The organism is Rhodococcus sp. PAE-6 (genome assembly GCF_025290685.1).
Classification (GTDB): Bacteria; Actinomycetota; Actinomycetes; order Mycobacteriales; family Mycobacteriaceae; genus Rhodococcus; species Rhodococcus pyridinivorans.
Genome location: NZ_JAOCLZ010000003.1, coordinates 257,715 through 273,943, shown reverse-complemented (window position 1 = coordinate 273,943; position 16,229 = coordinate 257,715). Strand labels below are relative to the sequence as shown.

General features: G+C 66.9%; 15 protein-coding genes. 8 read left to right on the top strand and 7 right to left on the bottom strand.

Features of this window, described 5'->3' with window-relative positions; genetic code table 11:
• The first annotated feature begins 7 nt into the window (after nt 1-7).
• Genes NVV99_RS09160 through NVV99_RS09150 form a run of 3 tightly spaced genes read left to right on the top strand, consistent with a single transcriptional unit; the run spans nt 8 to nt 2,818 of the window.
• Complete coding sequence (locus tag NVV99_RS09160; RefSeq protein ID WP_024102166.1) at nt 8-988, top strand: ABC transporter permease; 981 nt, start codon at nt 8-10, stop codon at nt 986-988.
• Entirely contained in the window at nt 981-2,066 is a 1,086-nt protein-coding gene (locus NVV99_RS09155; RefSeq protein WP_080678503.1) for an iron chelate uptake ABC transporter family permease subunit, read from the top strand. The genes NVV99_RS09160 and NVV99_RS09155 overlap by 8 nt, the downstream gene beginning before the upstream one ends.
• Nucleotides 2,063-2,818 (top strand): ABC transporter ATP-binding protein, encoded by a 756-nt coding sequence (locus NVV99_RS09150; RefSeq protein ID WP_024102168.1) that lies wholly within the window; start codon nt 2,063-2,065, stop codon nt 2,816-2,818. Before NVV99_RS09155 ends, NVV99_RS09150 begins: the two co-directional genes overlap by 4 nt.
• A gap of 1 nt (nt 2,819) precedes the next feature.
• Here NVV99_RS09150 and NVV99_RS09145 read toward each other — a convergent pair whose 3' ends face one another.
• Entirely contained in the window at nt 2,820-3,338 is a 519-nt protein-coding gene (locus tag NVV99_RS09145; protein WP_024102169.1) for a ribonuclease H, read from the bottom strand.
• Nucleotides 3,339-3,493: 155 nt separating this feature from the next.
• Between NVV99_RS09145 and NVV99_RS09140 the strand changes: the two genes are divergently transcribed.
• From NVV99_RS09140 to NVV99_RS09120, 5 genes are all read left to right on the top strand, one after another.
• Complete coding sequence (locus NVV99_RS09140; protein ID WP_228045189.1) at nt 3,494-4,426, top strand: DNA-3-methyladenine glycosylase; 933 nt, start codon at nt 3,494-3,496, stop codon at nt 4,424-4,426.
• Between the two features lie 43 nt (nt 4,427-4,469).
• On the top strand, nt 4,470-4,949 hold the full coding sequence (locus NVV99_RS09135; RefSeq protein ID WP_019290768.1) for a MarR family winged helix-turn-helix transcriptional regulator: 480 nt from the start codon (nt 4,470-4,472) through the stop codon (nt 4,947-4,949).
• 33 nt (nt 4,950-4,982) lie between these two features.
• Entirely contained in the window at nt 4,983-5,522 is a 540-nt protein-coding gene (locus tag NVV99_RS09130; protein ID WP_019290767.1) for an acyl-CoA thioesterase, read from the top strand.
• Between the two features lie 475 nt (nt 5,523-5,997).
• Nucleotides 5,998-6,597 (top strand): bifunctional 2-polyprenyl-6-hydroxyphenol methylase/3-demethylubiquinol 3-O-methyltransferase UbiG, encoded by a 600-nt coding sequence (locus NVV99_RS09125; RefSeq protein ID WP_024102171.1) that lies wholly within the window; start codon nt 5,998-6,000, stop codon nt 6,595-6,597.
• 75 nt (nt 6,598-6,672) lie between these two features.
• Nucleotides 6,673-7,512: an alpha/beta fold hydrolase gene (locus tag NVV99_RS09120; RefSeq protein WP_024102172.1), complete on the top strand. Its 840-nt coding sequence runs from the start codon at nt 6,673-6,675 to the stop codon at nt 7,510-7,512.
• Nucleotides 7,513-7,542: 30 nt separating this feature from the next.
• Here the strand turns inward: NVV99_RS09120 and NVV99_RS09115 are convergent, their stop codons facing one another.
• The 6 genes from NVV99_RS09115 to NVV99_RS09090 are packed head-to-tail and all read right to left on the bottom strand — an operon-like array spanning nt 7,543 to nt 16,051.
• On the bottom strand, nt 7,543-8,694 hold the full coding sequence (locus tag NVV99_RS09115; RefSeq protein ID WP_006551018.1) for an acyl-CoA dehydrogenase family protein: 1,152 nt from the start codon (nt 8,692-8,694) through the stop codon (nt 7,543-7,545).
• A 40-nt stretch (nt 8,695-8,734) separates the two neighbouring features.
• A complete protein-coding gene (locus NVV99_RS09110; protein WP_024102173.1) occupies nt 8,735-10,252 on the bottom strand; it encodes an acyl-CoA synthetase in 1,518 nt (505 codons plus the stop codon).
• A 57-nt stretch (nt 10,253-10,309) separates the two neighbouring features.
• Complete coding sequence (locus tag NVV99_RS09105) at nt 10,310-11,125, bottom strand: enoyl-CoA hydratase (RefSeq protein WP_041803466.1); 816 nt, start codon at nt 11,123-11,125, stop codon at nt 10,310-10,312.
• A 26-nt stretch (nt 11,126-11,151) separates the two neighbouring features.
• Nucleotides 11,152-12,000 carry an SDR family oxidoreductase gene (locus NVV99_RS09100; protein WP_024102175.1) on the bottom strand — a complete coding sequence of 283 codons (849 nt, stop codon included), beginning with the start codon at nt 11,998-12,000 and terminating at the stop codon, nt 11,152-11,154.
• Entirely contained in the window at nt 12,000-13,952 is a 1,953-nt protein-coding gene (locus NVV99_RS09095) for a hydantoinase B/oxoprolinase family protein (RefSeq protein ID WP_006551022.1), read from the bottom strand. The genes NVV99_RS09100 and NVV99_RS09095 overlap by 1 nt, the downstream gene beginning before the upstream one ends.
• Complete coding sequence (locus tag NVV99_RS09090) at nt 13,949-16,051, bottom strand: hydantoinase/oxoprolinase family protein (RefSeq protein WP_024102176.1); 2,103 nt, start codon at nt 16,049-16,051, stop codon at nt 13,949-13,951. Before NVV99_RS09090 ends, NVV99_RS09095 begins: the two co-directional genes overlap by 4 nt.
• Between the last annotated feature and the right edge of the window lie 178 nt (nt 16,052-16,229).

Here is a 16,229-nt window from a genome sequence, read left to right as displayed (position 1 = left end):
TGCCGAAATGACGACCCAAGCCCTACCGTCCCGAACGCGGGAAAGACTTTTCGACCGGAAACTGCTGCTGGGTTTCCTCGGCGTCGGCGCCCTGCTGATCGCCTCACTGTTCACCGGGGTGTTCGACATCTTCGGCGGTGACTTCGGCTGGGAGATGTTCAACATCACCCGCGTCCCTCGCACGATCGCCCTGGTGCTGGCCGGGGCTGCGATGGCGATGTCCGGACTCGTCATGCAGTTGCTCACCCAGAACCGCTTCGTCGAACCGACGACCACCGGCACGACGGAGTGGGCAGGATTGGGGTTGCTGATCATGATGATCGTCGTCCCGACCGCAGGTCTTCTGCCCAGAATGATCGGTGCCGTCGTGGCAGCCTTCATCGGAACGATGATCTTCTTCCTGTTCCTCCGGCGAGTGCAACTGTCCTCGTCGCTGATCGTGCCCATCGTCGGCATCATGCTGGGCGCCGTCGTCGGCTCCATCACCACCTACATCGCTCTCGCCACCGACAAACTCCAGAGCCTGGGCATCTGGTTCGCGGGGAGTTTCACGTCGATCATCAAGGGCCAGTACGAGGTTCTCTGGATCGTCGCGGTCGTCGCGGTCCTGGTGTTCATCGCCGCCGACCGGTTCACCGTCGCCGGTCTCGGTGAGGACGTCGCGACCAACGTCGGCCTGAACTACAACCGCATCATCCTGCTGGGAACCGGCCTCATCGCGATTGCCACCGGAGTGGTCACCGTCGTGGTCGGTTCGCTTCCCTTCCTGGGGCTCATCGTCCCCAACATCGTGTCGATGTTCCGCGGCGACGATCTGCGCAGCAACCTTCCCTGGGTCTGCCTGCTCGGTATCGCCATCGTGACGGTCTGCGACCTGATCGGCCGGACGATCATCATGCCGTTCGAGATCCCGGTATCGCTCATCCTCGGCGTCGTCGGCTCCGTCGTCTTCATCGCCATGCTTCTGCGGAGTCGCCGCAATGTCTGACATCACCGAGTCGATCTCCCCGGCAGAATCGATCCCCACGGCCACGCCGACCGCTACAACTGCAACAAGGGCCGAGCGCACAGGCTCCGGCGCATTCGCGACTGCGCGCCAGCTACGCCGCTACTGGATTCTCGTGGGGACTCTCGCGCTCCTCTCGGTCGCCATCGCCGTGGGTATCGTGACCTGGGACAATCCCATGCCCTTCGGGACCGCGGGCTTCTGGCGGATCACCCAGATGCGCGCGACCAACCTCGTCGTGATCGCGATCGTCGTCGTCTGTCAGGCCGTTGCCACGGTTTCGTTCCAATCTGCGACGAACAACCGCATCATCACCCCGTCGATCATGGGATTCGAGGCCCTCTACGTCGCGCTCCAGACCGCCGCCGTCTTCTTCATGGGCGCGGTCGGGGTCACGGCGCTCACGGGGGTGCCGCAGTTCGCACTCATGGTCGTATTGATGGTCGGCTTCTCGCTGATGCTCTACGGATGGCTGCTCTCCGGCAAGTACGGGAACATGCAGGTGATGCTCCTCGTCGGCATCGTCCTGGGTGGCGGTCTCGGATCCGTGGCGACCTTCATGCAGCGCATGCTCACCCCCAGCGAGTTCGACATCCTCACCGCCAAGCTGTTCGGGTCGGTCTCCAATGCGGATGCCTCCTACCTACCGCTGGCGATCCCGCTCTGTATCGGGGCGGCAGGAACACTGTGGTGGCGTTCCCGCAGACTCAACATCATTGCGCTGGGCAAGGACGTCACCACGAATCTCGGCCTGGACCACCGCCGAGAGATCATGCTCGTACTGTTTCTCGTGTCGGTCCTCATGGCCACCACCACCGCGCTCGTCGGCCCGCTGACGTTCCTCGGCTTCCTCGTCGCGACGTTGGCCTACCAGTTCGCGACCACACACGATCACCGCTTCGTGTTCCCGGTGGCGATCCTGACCGGGTTCGTCATCCTCGGGGGCGCCTACTTCGTTCTGAAGAACATCTTCTACGCAGAGGGTGCCGTGTCCATCATCATCGAGGCCGTCGGCGGCACGGCCTTCCTCTACGTGATCCTTCGGAAGGGCAGACTGTGATCGAGATCAAGGGTCTCCGTAAGGAATACAGCAAGACGGTCACGATCGGTGAGATCGATCTGACCATTCCCGCAGGCGGCATCACGGCCCTGGTCGGACCGAACGGTGCGGGCAAGTCGACGATGCTGACCATCGTGGGCCGCTTGCTCGGGGCCGACGCCGGCACCATCGAGATCGCCGGCTACGACGTGTCGAGCACTGCCTCGAAGGACCTCGCGAAGATCGTCTCGATCCTCCGCCAGGAGAACCACTTCGTCACCCGCCTGACGGTGCGGCAACTCGTCGGGTTCGGCCGATACCCGCACTCGAAGGGCCGACTCACCCGCAAGGACGAGGAGGCCATCAGCAACGCCATCGAGTTCTTCGACCTCACCGACCTCGAACACCGCTACCTGGACCAACTGTCCGGAGGACAACGCCAGCGAGCCTATGTGGCCATGGTGCTGTGCCAGGACACCGACTACATCCTCCTGGACGAACCGCTGAACAACCTGGACATGAAGCATTCGGTCCAGATGATGAAGCATCTTCACAAGGTGGCCGTCGAATTGGGGCGCACGGTCGTCATCGTGCTGCACGACATCAATTTCGCAGGCCACTACGCGGACCGGATCTGCGCGATGAAGGACGGCAAGGTCGTCGAGTTCGGAACCCCGGAAGAGATCTTGGTGGACGAGACCTTGACGCGCGTCTTCGATACTCCGGTGACGTGCGTCGAAGGACCCAACGGCCGCCTCGCCGTCTACTACTGACTCAGAACAAGGTCAGTTCGGCGTCGTCGGCGCGCTTCGGCGACTTGTGCGCGACCACGGGCGTGCTGGGCACCTCGATCGGTCCGGGCTTCGCCGCGATCTCGCGGGCGGCCTGGCCGGCGAGCGTGTCGGCCATCTCGTTGAAGTGGTTGCCGACGTGGCCGCGCACCCAGCGGAACCGCACCGGACCGGTGCGGTCGGTGAGCTCGCGGTCGATGGCGCGCACGAGTTCGAGGTTCTTCACCGGCGCGCCGGTGGCCGTCTTCCAACCCTTGCGCTTCCATCCGGGCAGCCATTCGGAGGCGCACTTGATCGCGTACTGCGAATCGGATTCGATGATTATCGGCTCGGCGCCGGGATGCGCGCGCAGTGCCTCGAGCACCGCCCGGAGCTCGGCGATCTGATTCGTGCCCGAACGCTCACCGCCCGACGCGCTGGGCCCCTCGTGATTGACCCACGCCCACCCGATGGCGCCACCGGGATTGCGAAGGCAGGATCCGTCGGTGCTCACGATGATCATGCGCCCGACCATAGCCGCACCCTCCGACACCACGAAAGTCGGCTCGAGCGCACAGAGTCGCGAAAGTCGGCTCCAGCGCACAGAGTCGCGAAAGTCGGCTCCAGCGCACAGAGTACGGTAGGACGGTGACCGTGTCCGACGAGCGAGGCCGTCGCATCGCGAGCGTGGCGGACGAAGCACCCCTCGACACCCGCGTGCGCGTGCCGTGGCCGGTCGACGTGGTGCGCACCCTGCGCCCGCTGCAGCGCGGGCCGTGGGATCCGTGTCATCGCGTCGTCGCCGGCGCCGTCTGGCGTACCTCCCGGATGAACACCGGTGCCGTGACGTACCGACTCACCCAGGACGGTCCGCACGGCGCGCGGTGTCTGGCGTGGGGTCCGGGCGCATCCGAGTTGGTCGATCGGCTTCCGGCGCTGCTCGGCGCCGACGACGACCCGTCCGGCTTCGTACCCGAGCATCCCCTGCTCGTCGAGGCGCACCGACGCATGCCTGCCCTGCGCATCACCCGCACGGGCCGGGTGCTCGAATCCTTGGTGCCGGCCATCCTGGAACAGCGGGTGCACGGGGTGGCGGCGTTCGCGTCCTGGCGTCGTCTCGTCACGTGGTTCGGCGATCCGGCGCCCGGTCCGGCCCCGGAGGGCATGCGCGTGCCGCCCTCCGCGGCGACCTGGCGGACCGTGCCGTCCTGGGAGTTCCATCGGGCGAACGTCGACCCCGGCCGCGCACGCACTGTGGTGCGGTGCGCGCAGGTCGCCGACTCCCTCGAGCGCCTCGTGCATGAACCGGCCGCCGACGCCCGGCGGAAGTTGCGGGTCGTGCCGGGGGTGGGCGTGTGGACGGCCGCGGAGGTCGCCCAGCGCGCGTTCGGCGACACCGATGCGCTCTCCGTCGGCGACTACCACCTCGCGAAGGTCGTCGGATGGGCGCTGCTCGGTAAGCCCCTCGACGATCCCGGCATGATCGAATACCTCGAACCCCTGCGCCCGCAACGCTATCGGGCGGTTCGACTGATCGTGGAGTCCGGTGGGTACGCGCAGGTTCCGAAACGCGGCCCTCGCACCCCCATCACCGACCACCGTCGGCGGTGACGGGGTCTCGATCCACAGGGCCCGTAATCGTAGACTCGGTCACATGTCCGCCACCCACGACGCGGCCGGCCCCGATCGGCTCGGACACCTCCCGAGCTATCTGATGACCCTGGCGGCGCGACACGTGCATCGCGTCGTGTTCGACCGCCTCGATTCCGCCGATGCCCGAGGTCACCACTACCGGATCCTGGCCGCCCTCGAGGTACACGGTCCGTCCAGTCAGATCGACCTCGCCCGTCGCTGCGGACTCGATCGCAGCGACGTCGCCGCCGCCGTCGACGCACTCGTCGACCGGCGTTTCGTCGAACGAGCACCCGACCCGACCGATCGGCGACGCAACATCATCACCCTCCCCCAGCGCGGGCGCCGGCGACTGTTCGATCTCGACCGGATGCTCACCGCGGCGCAGGACGAGGCGTTCGCTCCCCTCGACGCGGCCGAACGCGCACAGCTCACCGCCATGCTGACCAGGATTGTCGAGTATCACACCAGGCCTGCGCCGATTTCCGCGCAGCAGTCGTAGGCTTGTAGAGGTGCATCCGGCGGAGATCCCGCCGTGAGCACGATCTACGAAAGGACCATCGGCGTGCAGGCCAAACCTTGCCGAGAATCGCGAGTCGTCAAGACCAGCAGGGTGTTTCCCAACGACGTCAACGACCACAACACGTTGTTCGGCGGGAAGCTGATGAGCGACATCGACATGACCGCGTCGATCTCGGCGACCCGTCACAGTCGTGCCTCGGTTGTGACGGCCTCGACCGATTCCGTGGCCTTCCTCGAACCCGTCCGTCCGTCCGATTCGGTGTGCCTCGAGTCGTTCGTGACGTGGACCGGACGTAGCTCGATGGAGGTCTTCGTCAAGGTCACCGCCGAAGATCTGCGCAGCGGGGAGCGGCGCATCGCCGCCACCGCCTTCCTCACCTTCGTCGCCGTCGACGACGGCGGTCGAACCATGCAGGTCCCACCGGTGCTGCCCGAATCCGACGAGGAACGCAAGCTGAACGAGTCCGGTGACGAGCGGGCGGAGCACCGCCGCATGCACCGCGCGCAGAGTCAGGAGATGGCGAAGTATCTCACCACGAGCCGGCCGTGGTGAGATACTTCGCCCGGTGAAGGTCCGTCAACGGCCCGTCGCGAAGGCCGGCGAGCAGCCTCGTGAGGTAGATCGGGCAGTGGGACACTGCGCGGACGACATTCGCAGCATCCTCGGGTGGTACGGCGTCGAGTCGCCGGCTCGCGTTCCGGAGGATCGGTCGTTGGAGCCGTGCCCAGGCCCGCTCACCGAGCACCCGCGCCGCTGCCGCCGACGGAAACTGCGCAATGAACGACAAGCCGATACGGAACTCCCTCCATGACAAACGTTTCCGACCGCGACTCGGACTGACAGCAGCCGGCGAACGTGCACGGCCATGGCGTTCGAGTTCGAACCCGACCTGTCCACGGAGGGAGTTCCCGACGATGTGGCAGGTGCCCCAGCCCGATGCGTCGAGTTCACGCTCGATACCGTCGGCGATTCCGCGGACCCGACCTCATGCACCCTGACACGTTCCCGACGACGAGAAAGGAGCATCGTGACCGAGTATTGGAATCACAACACGGCCTTCCACTCGGAGTTGCTCGCAGCGGTTCCGCACCGTGACAGCAGCGTCCTCGATATCGGCTGCGGCGACGGACTTCTCCTTCGGAAACTCGCCACGGCAGCTGCATCGGTCACCGGCATCGATTCGGATCACTCGGCTGTCGCCCGAGCGCGCGCACGCCTTGCCGACACCCCCGACGCGCACGTCGTCGAGGGAGATGTCCTCACCTCGTCGGAACTCGATGATCGGCGCTTCGACCTGATCACGTGCGTCGCCACCCTCCATCACATGCCGCTGATCATCGCGCTCGAACGCATGCGAGAACTTCTGGCCCCGGGAGGGAGCCTGCGCATCGTGGGGCTGTCTGCCAACAAGACCGTGATCGATCGGCTCGTCGCCGGGGCCCTTGTTCTTCCCGTTCGCGTAGCGAGCACCATCCACCGCGAATCCGGCTACCCCGGCATGACGACCGAACAACCCCGCGAGTCACTCGCCGATATCCGTCGCGCGGCCGCGATGGTGCTGCCCGGAAGCCGTATCCATCGACGCTTCTACTACCGCTACACGCTGGACTGGACCAAGCCCCTCTGAGGGAATCAGTGAAATCCCGGTGATCTGCGTCGAACTGTGGAAGTATCTCGACGACTCGACGCGAAGGGGGATCGCGTGTTCGACATCGAGCTTTCGGCAGGAACGATCGAGTACGAGGACACCGGTGGCGACGGACCGGTTCTCGTGTTCATCCACGGTCTACTGATGGACGGAACCGCGTGGCGAAACGTCGTGGAACAACTCCGCGGCACCTACCGCTGCATCGCGCCGACCTGGCCTCTCGGCTCGCACCGCATACCGATGCGCCCGGAGGCAGACCTCACCCTCGTCGGCATGGGCCATCTCATCGGGGAGTTCCTCGACGCTCTCGACCTGGGTGACGTCACGCTGATCCAGAACGATTGGGGCGGCGCCCAGGCCTTCTTCGCCGTGTCGAATCCCGAACGGGTCTCGCGACTCGTGCTCGCCGCGTGCGAGGCATTCGACAACTACCCTCCCGGCCCGGTGAAACGACTCCTGCCGCTGGTCAAGCTTCCGGGTGGGGTACGCCTGCTCATGGCGGTGCTCGGCACGAAGTTCGGCCGGCGTGGCCCCGGCACCTGGGGATGGATGAGCAAACGTCCGGTACCCGGACCCGTCATGGACGCCTGGTTCCGCCCGGCCACCGTCGACCGGAACATCCGGCGTGATCTGGCCAAGTACGCACTCTCGGCCCCGCCCAAGCAACAGCTGCTCGAGATCGCTGCGAAAGCGGCGCAATTCTCCGGGCCGGTGCTGGTCGTGTGGGCCACCGAGGACCGCATGATGCCGCGCGATCACGGGCGACGCCTCGCCGAGGCCTTCCCCGACGCGCGGCTGGTCGAAATCGACGACAGCTACACCCTGCTGGCCGAAGACCAGCCCGAGAAGCTCACGGCGGCGATCGAAGAGTTCTCGACCGCCACAGCCCGCTGAGACGTCCCGCATCCGGATACGACTCGGCGGTTACAGGGCCCGCGCGATGATCTGCTTCATGACCTCGTTCGCGCCGGCGTAGATCCGCTGGACGCGCGCGTCCTCGTACATCCGCGCGATGAGGTATTCGCGCATGTAGCCGTAGCCGCCGTGCAGCTGCACGCACCGGTCGATGACCTCGCACTGCTTGTCGGTCAGCCAGTACTTGACCATCGCGGCATCGGACGGATCGAGTTGGCCCTTCAGGTGCTGCTCGATGCAGTGGTCGAGGAAGATGCGGCAGGTGCGGGCGATGGTTTGGCACTCGGCGAGTTCGAAGGCCGTGTTCTGGAACTCGAACAGGCTGTGCCCGAACGCCTGTCGCGCCTTGGTGTAGCGGACGGTCTCCTCGACGGCCCGGTCCATCGCACCGGCGGCCTGCGCGCCGATGATCAGACGTTCCTGCACGAGCTGTGCCATGAGCTGACCGAAGCCGAGACCTTCGGATTCGCCGAGCAGGTTCGTCACGGGCACGCGCACGTCGACGAACGACAGCTCGGAGGTGTCGGCGGCGTGCTGGCCGACCTTGTCGAGCACACGGCCCACCGAGAAGCCCGGGGCGTCACGGAGATCCACGATGAGCAGCGACACACCCTTGGCGCCTGCCTTCGGGTCGGTTTTGACGGCGAGGACGATGACGTCGGCCGAAGAACCGTTGGTGATGAAGGTCTTCGAGCCGTTGACGACGTAGTGGTCGCCGTCGCGCACCGCGGTGGTCTTGATCGCTTTGAGGTCCGAACCCGCGCCGGGTTCGGTCATGCCGATGGCACCGAGGATCTCGCCGGTGGCCATGCCCGGCAGCCACGTCTTCTTCTGCTCCTCGTTGCCGTATTCGAGGATGTAGTGCGCGACGATGCCGCTGTGCACGGAGTTGCCGAACGCGAGATCGCCGGAGTAGCCCTGCGCGTCGAACACCGCGAGGTCGTGCGCGAAGGTACCGCCGCCACCCCCGTATTCCTCGGGGATCGAGCAGCACAGCAGACCGAGTTTGCCGGCCTCGAGCCACACCTCACGATCGATACGACGCTGCGAATCCCACTTCTCGGCCTTGCCCATGACCTCGCGATCGAAGAACTCGCGCGCGAGATCGTAGACGGCAGAGACCTCGTCGTCGTACCAGGAGGCGACGTGCTTCTTCGGCATCGGGTTCAGTTTTCCTTTTCGCAGTGTTCGGAGAGTGTGGTCAGGATCCACGTAGTTCGCGCTTGAGGAGCTTGCCGCTCTGGTTACGCGGCAGGACGTCGACGAAGCGAACGGCCTTGGGCACCTTGAACGGTGCGAGACGCTGCTTGACGTGGTCGATCAGGGTGGGCTCGTCGAGTTCGTGACCGTCCTTGAGGACGACCACCGCGGTCACGGCTTCGATCCACTTCTCGTCCGGAGTACCGATCACCGCGACCTCGGCGACAGCCGGGTGCGTGTAGATCGCGTCCTCGACCTCACGCGAGGCGACGAGGATGCCGCCGGTGTTGATGACGTCCTTGATGCGGTCGACGACGGTGATGAAGCCTTCGGCGTCGCGGGTGACGAGGTCGCCGGAGTGGAACCAGCCGTCGCGGAAGGCCTCCTCGGTCGCGGTGGGGTTCTCCCAGTAGCCGAGGCACAGTTGCGGCGAGCGGTACAGGATCTCGCCGGGTTCTCCGTCGGGGACGTCGTTGCCGTCGGCGTCGACGACGCGGGTCTCGACGAACAGGACCGCCCGGCCACACGAGGCGGGACGCGCGTCGTGCTCCTCGGGACGGAGGACGGTGGCGAGCGGACCGATCTCGGACTGCCCGAAGCAGTTGTAGAAGCCGAGCTCGGGGTAGCGGCCGCGGAGGCGCTCGAGGACGGTGACCGGCATGATCGACGCGCCGTACTGAGCCTTGCGCAGCGACGACAGGTCACGCTTGTCGAGGTCGGGATGGTTGGTCAGCGGCACCCACACGGTCGGGGCGAGGAACAGCGATCCGATGCGCTCCTCCTCCACCAGCCGGAGGATCTCGGCGACGTCGGGTGCCGGGAGCAGCCGCACGGTCGCGCCGACCGCGAAGTACGGGATGAGGAAGACGTGCATCGCGGCGGAGTGGTAGAGCGGCATGCACACGAGCGGGTCGTCGCCGGCCGACAGGTCGAGCGCCTCGATCGACGACATGTATTCGAAGGTGAGCGCCCGGTGGGTCATCATGGCGCCCTTGGGCTTCGACGTGGTGCCCGAGGTGTAGAGGAGCTGGACGAGGTCGGTGTCGGCCACCGCCACGTCGAGCGTCGGCACGTCGCCGCTCTGCGTGACCGTCACCAGGGAATCGTCGGCGTCGCGGAGCAGGACGACGGTCTCGGCCGGCACGTCGGCCAGGACGGCGTCGAGGTTGTCCCGCAGCGCCGGGTCGACGAGCACGGCCTTCGCCCCCGACTGGCCGAGCAGGTACGACAGTTCCTCGCCGCGCAGTGCGTAGTTGATCGGCACGTGCACCAGGCCGGCGCGGGCAGCGGCGAGATATCCGATCGCGTAGCCGTCGGAGTTGGTGCCGTAGGCGGCCACGCGGTCGCCCTTGGACAGGCCCAACGAGAGCAGATGTGCGGCGGCGCGGGTGACGGCGTCGTCGAGTTCCCGGTAGGTGAACTGCCGGTCGCCGAAGCGGAGCGCGACGCGGGCGGGATAGCGTGCGGCGGTGCGGTGGAGGATGCCGTCGACGGTGCTCTGACGCGGATCGGGGGTCATGCAGCGAACTTTATAGGACGTCCAACCAACTAGTCCAGACTTAGCGATCGCTCGAGATCAACGGCCCTTCCAGACCGGGGCCCGCTTCTCGAGGAAGGCCGTCATCCCCTCCTGCGCGTCGTCGATCATCGCGTTCGACGCCATCGTCTCCGCCATCGCGGCATAGGCCGTCTCCTGCGGCAGATCGATCTGCCGGTAGAACGCCTCCTTGCCGATCCGCATCGTCGCGGGGGACGACGTGGCGATCTTCAGGGCGAGCTCGGTGGTCGCGGTCTCCAGTGTCTCCGGTTCGACGACGTAGTTCACCAGCCCCCAGTCGGCGGCGGTCTCCGCATCGATGGTGTCGCCGGTCAGCAGCATCTGCAGCGCCCGCTTGCGTCCGATCGCGCGGCTGACCGCGACCATCGGCGTCGAGCAGAACAACCCGATCCGCACACCCGGGGTGCCGAAGCGAGCGTCGCCGGCAGCGACGGCGAGGTCGCACGCAGCGACGAGCTGGCATCCCGCCGCGAGCGCCGTGCCCTGCACCGATGCGATCACCGGTTGAGGGATCGACTGCACGGTCCGCATCATCTCGTTGCACGTCTCGAAGATCGCGCGTTCCTCGTCGAGCGTGCGTCCGATCATCTGCCGCAGGTCGTGCCCGGCCGAGAACACCGGGCCTTCCGCGCGGACCACGATCACCTTCGTGTCGGCCGCGAGCGCCGTCAGACCGGCGATGACCTCGCGCATCGTCTCCACCGACAGCGGGTTGCGCTGCTCCGGGCGGTCGAGGGTGAGCACCCCGATACCGCTGGCCTCGTCGACAGCGATGAGCACGGGCGGGGGCAGGGTGTCGACGGCGTCGGGGCCGTCCGCAGAGCGATCCGTCACGTTCCCTTTCCTACACCACCGGCGGGTTACCGGCGCGGCATCGACGAGACGAGATCCGCGACGCGGGCGGGCGCCCGACCGAGCAGTGCCGCCGTCACGGCGCTCCCTGCGACGAAGCCGTGATCGTCGTAGAAGTCGAACATCGCCGCCAGACGCTCCCGGGTATCCGCGGGCAGGTCGCGGCCGTGGCGCTCCATCCACACCGGGACGGACACCTGCTCGATCTCCACCGACCGCCCGGCGACCGCGCACAGCTGCCGCACACTCACCGAGTCCGGTCCCCCGAGCTCGTAGGTGGCGCCGTGGTGGATGTCCGTACCCTCGACGAGGACACGGGCCGCCACCGTCGCGACGTCCGACAGGGCGACGAACGAGAACGACGCGTCGGGGTCGTAGGGGACGTCGAGTGCATCGACCGAGCCCTCGAGGACGGATGCGAAGTTCTCCGTGTACGCGCAGGGCTGCAGAACGGTCCACCGCACCCCGGAAGCGTGCAGGATGTCCTCGCAACGCGCCTTGTCGAGGTGGTGCGGCATCGCCGGCGTGTACGGCCAGGCGACGGAGTGGTAGACGACGTGATCGACACCTGCCTCGGCCACCGCCGCGAGGAACCGTTCGAACAGCGCCGGTTCGTCGGGGTGCATGTTCGGGGCGATGAAGTAGACGCCACGGCAGCCCGACAGGGCGTCGACGAGCCCGGCACCGGTCTCGAGGTCGACAGCACGATCCCCCGCCTGCCGAGCGGTGTGCACCACTCGGCGGACGGGGGTCGTGTCTGCTGTCTCCAGCGCCGCGATGACAGCCGTTCCGGTCTTCCCCGCGGCACCGATCACTGCGAGATCGGTGCCGCGGGAGAAAGTGGCCGTCGTCGACATCAGTTGCCGATGAAGTCGTACTCGGCGAACTCGGCACCACCCGACAGGCGGGCGTAACCGGGACCGCGGTCGAAGAAGGGCTCTTCCTCGCCGCGCTCGGCGCGCATCTGCGCACGCAACGCCTCGGTGGCCTCGACGTCGGCGACGGGCTCCTCCGCCGAGGTGTCCTTCAGGATCACGCCGTAGTCGTCGCGGGCGCCCTCGACGGACACCTTGCGCCACAGCACGTCCCGGACCACCTCGTCGATCGGACGATCGAGCGGGTCGCCCCAGCCACCGCCACCGGTGGTGCGGATGCGCACGACCTCGCCGGCCTTGATCGGCTCGGCGTCCGTGAGGGCGTCGAACTCGCGCTCGTTCGGGCCGCCGGGATCGAGGGTGACGGAGAACGGCTTGCCGGCCTTGCCGCCCTTGACGCCCCAGCAGGCGAGGATCGAACGGTCCGCGATGGACATGAAGTTCGCGTCCTTGAGCATGCGGATGTGCTTCTCGTAGCCGAGACCACCGCGGTAGCGGCCGGCCCCACCGGAATCGATTGCCAGACCCAGCTTCTCGACGATGAACGGGAAACGGCTCTCGGTGAACTCCGTGGGCAGGTTCCGCGAGTCGGGCACCACGTGGATGGTGTCCTCACCGTCGGCGTAGTGCCGGCCGCCGGAGCCGCCGCCGAGCACCTCACGCATGAGGTAGGAGTGGCCGTCGAAGTCCTCGCCGTACACACCGGTGTAGCGGATGGTCTCCTGGTCGGCGGGCATGTTGCCGTCGACCGCCTTGGCGACCACACCGGAGAGCACACCGAGCAGACGCAGGATCACGAACGTGCGAGCGTTGGTGGGAGCGGGGAAGATCGGCGTGATGAGCGTGCCCGGCTCCGGGAACCTCATCTCGATCAGCGGCACGACACCTTCGTTGACGTCCAGTTCCGCCATGCGGTCCGGGGTGTCGGCCAGGTTGCGGAGGATCGGCGCCAGCCACTTGATGAGGAAGTTGCCGTCGGCGTAGTCACCGCAGTGGTTGATCGGGCCCTTCGCCTGCGGACCGGTGCCGTTGAAGTCCAGGATCAGGCGCTCGCCGCCCTCGTCCTCCGGGGAGGTCTTGGTGAGGGTGATGCGCTGCACGTGCAGCATGGGCTCGTCCACACCGTCGTGCTCGGCGTAGTCCTCCCAGGTGTACGTGCCCACCGGGATCTTGCTGAGGATCTCGCGGCGGTAGGTCTCCGTGGTGGCGTCGAGGATCGCGTCGAAGCAGGCCTCGACGGTCTCGACACCGTAGCGTTCGAACAGTTCCGACAGTCGACGCGCACCCATGAGGCACGCCGAGCACTCGGCGTCGAGGTCGGCGGCGAGCGAATCGGGCATGCGGGAGTTGCGGGTCATGATCCGCAGTGCCGCCTCGTTGGGAACGCCCTGGTCCCACAGCTTGATCGGCGGGACCATCAGTCCCTCCTCGTACACGGTGGTCGCACCCGAGGGCATGGAGCCCGGGCAGCAACCGCCGATGTCGTCGTGGTGGCCGAAGGCCTGCACGAACGCGACCACCGAAGGCTCGGTGTCGCCGGGGCGGGTCGCGAAGACCGGGACCGTGACGCACAGGTCGGGCAGGTGCCCGATGCCGCCTTCGGAGAGGTAGACGTCGTTGTGGAAGAAGACGTCGCCGGGCTTCATCGTCTCGAGCGGGAAGTCCCGCGCCACCGGATGCACGAGCGCCGAGTACGAACGACCGGTGAGCTTGCGCAGGTTGCGGTCGTGGATGCCGGCACGGAAGTCGTGGGCGTCGCGGATCATCGGCGAGCGCGAGGTCCGGGAGATGGAGGTCTCCACCTCCATCTCGACACTGGCGAGGTAGCCGGCGACGATCTCGACCAGCACCGGATCGGGAGCGCTACCCGAAGCGTCGGTCAGCCGGAAGGGCTTGCGGGTGGTGGCCGCGGCGGGTTCGAGAGTCGCAGTCATCGGGTGGCTCCGTTCGAGTCGGACGTCTTGCTGAGGCGGATGTTGCCGAAAGTGTCGATGCGAGCGCGGAATCCGGGATGAACCGGGATGGTCGAGCTGAATTCCTCGATCACGGCGGGACCTTCGAGTTCGTCGCCGGCGCCGAGGCGGGCGCGGTCGTACACGCGGGTGGTGACCCACTCGTCGAAGTACGCCTGACGGGTGCCGGTGAGCGCGTCGTCCGCCCCCGTGCCCGGGGCGATCTCGGCGAGTTCCGGTCGCTTGATGGGGCCGATACCACTGACGCGGAGGTTGACCCATTCCACGTGCTGGTGGGGATCGTTGCGGAAGTCGTAGCCGTAGAGCTCGCGATGGGCCTGGTGGAAGCGTTCGGCCGCCTCGTCCATCAGTTCCTGGGTGATGGGGCCGTCGCCGACCGGCACACGCACCTCGAAGGCCTGGCCGAAATAGCGCAGGTCCGCCGAGCGGGCGTACTGCCGCTGATCGGGCCCGAATCCCTCGTCCCCCAGGGCACGTTCGGCCTCGGCGGCGAGGGCGTCGAGTCCGGCCTGTAGTTCCTCGATCTCCAACCGGTCGTGGCGGCTGACGTGCGTCTGCACATAGTCGTTGCGGACATCGACGGTCAGCAGCCCGAAGGCCGAGACGTTGCCGGGCTCGAGCGGCACGAGGACGTCCTTGAGACCGAGGATGTCGATGAGGCGACAGGCCAGCAGCGACCCGGAGCCGCCGAAGGTCACCAAGGTGAAGTCGCGGACGTCGAGACCACGCTTGACGGTGATCTGGCGCAGCGCGTTGGCCTGGTTCCAGGCCGACACTTCGAGAATGCCCGTGGCGCACGCCTCGAATTCGAGGCCGAGACGGTGTGCGAGCTCCTCGACGCCCTTGCGGGCGAGTTCGGTGTCGAGCGGGATCTCACCGCCGAGCAGGTGGGGAGGGATGCGACCGAGCAGGACGTGGGCGTCGGTGATGGTCGGCTCGTTGCCACCCTTGGCGTAGCACAGGGGTCCGGGATCGGCGCCCGCCGACTGCGGGCCGACGCGCAGGGTGCCCTCGGGGGTCATCCACGCGATGGAGCCACCGCCGGCGCCGACGGTCACCACGTCGATCATGGGGATCTTGGACGGGTAGACACCCACGCGACCTTCCGTGGTGAGTGCCGGCTCGCCGCCGACGACCACGGTGACGTCCGTGGAGGTGCCGCCACCGTCGCAGGTCAGCACCTGGTCGACACCGGCGACGCCGGCAATCAGCGCCGCACCCAGGGCACCGGCTGCAGGGCCGGAGAGCACGGTCGTGATCGGCTGGTGCACGACCTCCTTCGCCGACAGCACGCCACCGTTGGACTTCATCACGTAGAACGGGATGTCGCGCTGTTCGCCCTCGGCGGAGGAGAACTCGCGGAGCCGGTTCGCGATGTTGTTGACGTAGTTGCGGATGTTGGGCTTGACCGCGGCGTCGACGAGGGTCGTGATGGACCGCTCGTACTCGCGGTACTCGCGCAGCACCTCGCTGGAGATGCTCACGGTCGCCTCCGGGTACTCCTCCATGAGGATGTCGCGGACGCGGCGCTCGTGCTCGGGGTTGGCGTAAGAGTGCATGAGGCACACGCCGACGGTGCGGATCTCGCGGTCCTTGAAGAAGCGGGCGGCGGCGCGGACGTCGTCCTCGTTCAGGGGACGGATCTCGCTGCCGTTGTAGGCGAGACGACCGCGGATGGTGCGGACACGGTCGGCCGGCACGATGCGGTCGGGCTTGACCCAGAAGTAGGAGTTGCCGTAGCCGTCGGGGACCGACTGGCGGGCGATCTCGAGGACGTGTTCGTAGCCCTCGGTGGTGATGAATCCGAGGGTGCCGACCTTGCCCTCGAGGAGCTTGTTGGTCGCGACGGTGGTGCCGTGACTGACGGCGTCGATCGCGTCGCCGGTCTCGCCGAGCTGCGCGAGGACCTTCTCGATGCCTGCGAGGAAGCCGATGGCCGGATCCTGCGGTGTCGACGGGGTCTTCGTGGTGACGATGGCGCCGGACTCGTCGTCCACCGCGACCACGTCCGTGAATGTTCCGCCGGTATCGATACCGACCCGAATCTTCCTGGATCCCATGTTTCCTCCTGGGTTCGTCTCGCCGGTGTCCCACCTGACGTCTGATGACATTCCACCCCCTGAGCGGCGGTGTTTCTTTGTCACATCTCGCCGAACTCGTCGCCTGGAGTTCGGGGTTCGTGCACCTGCCACCTGCAGACGACGGCACCCCCGGGCCGTGATGGCCCGGGGGTGCCGT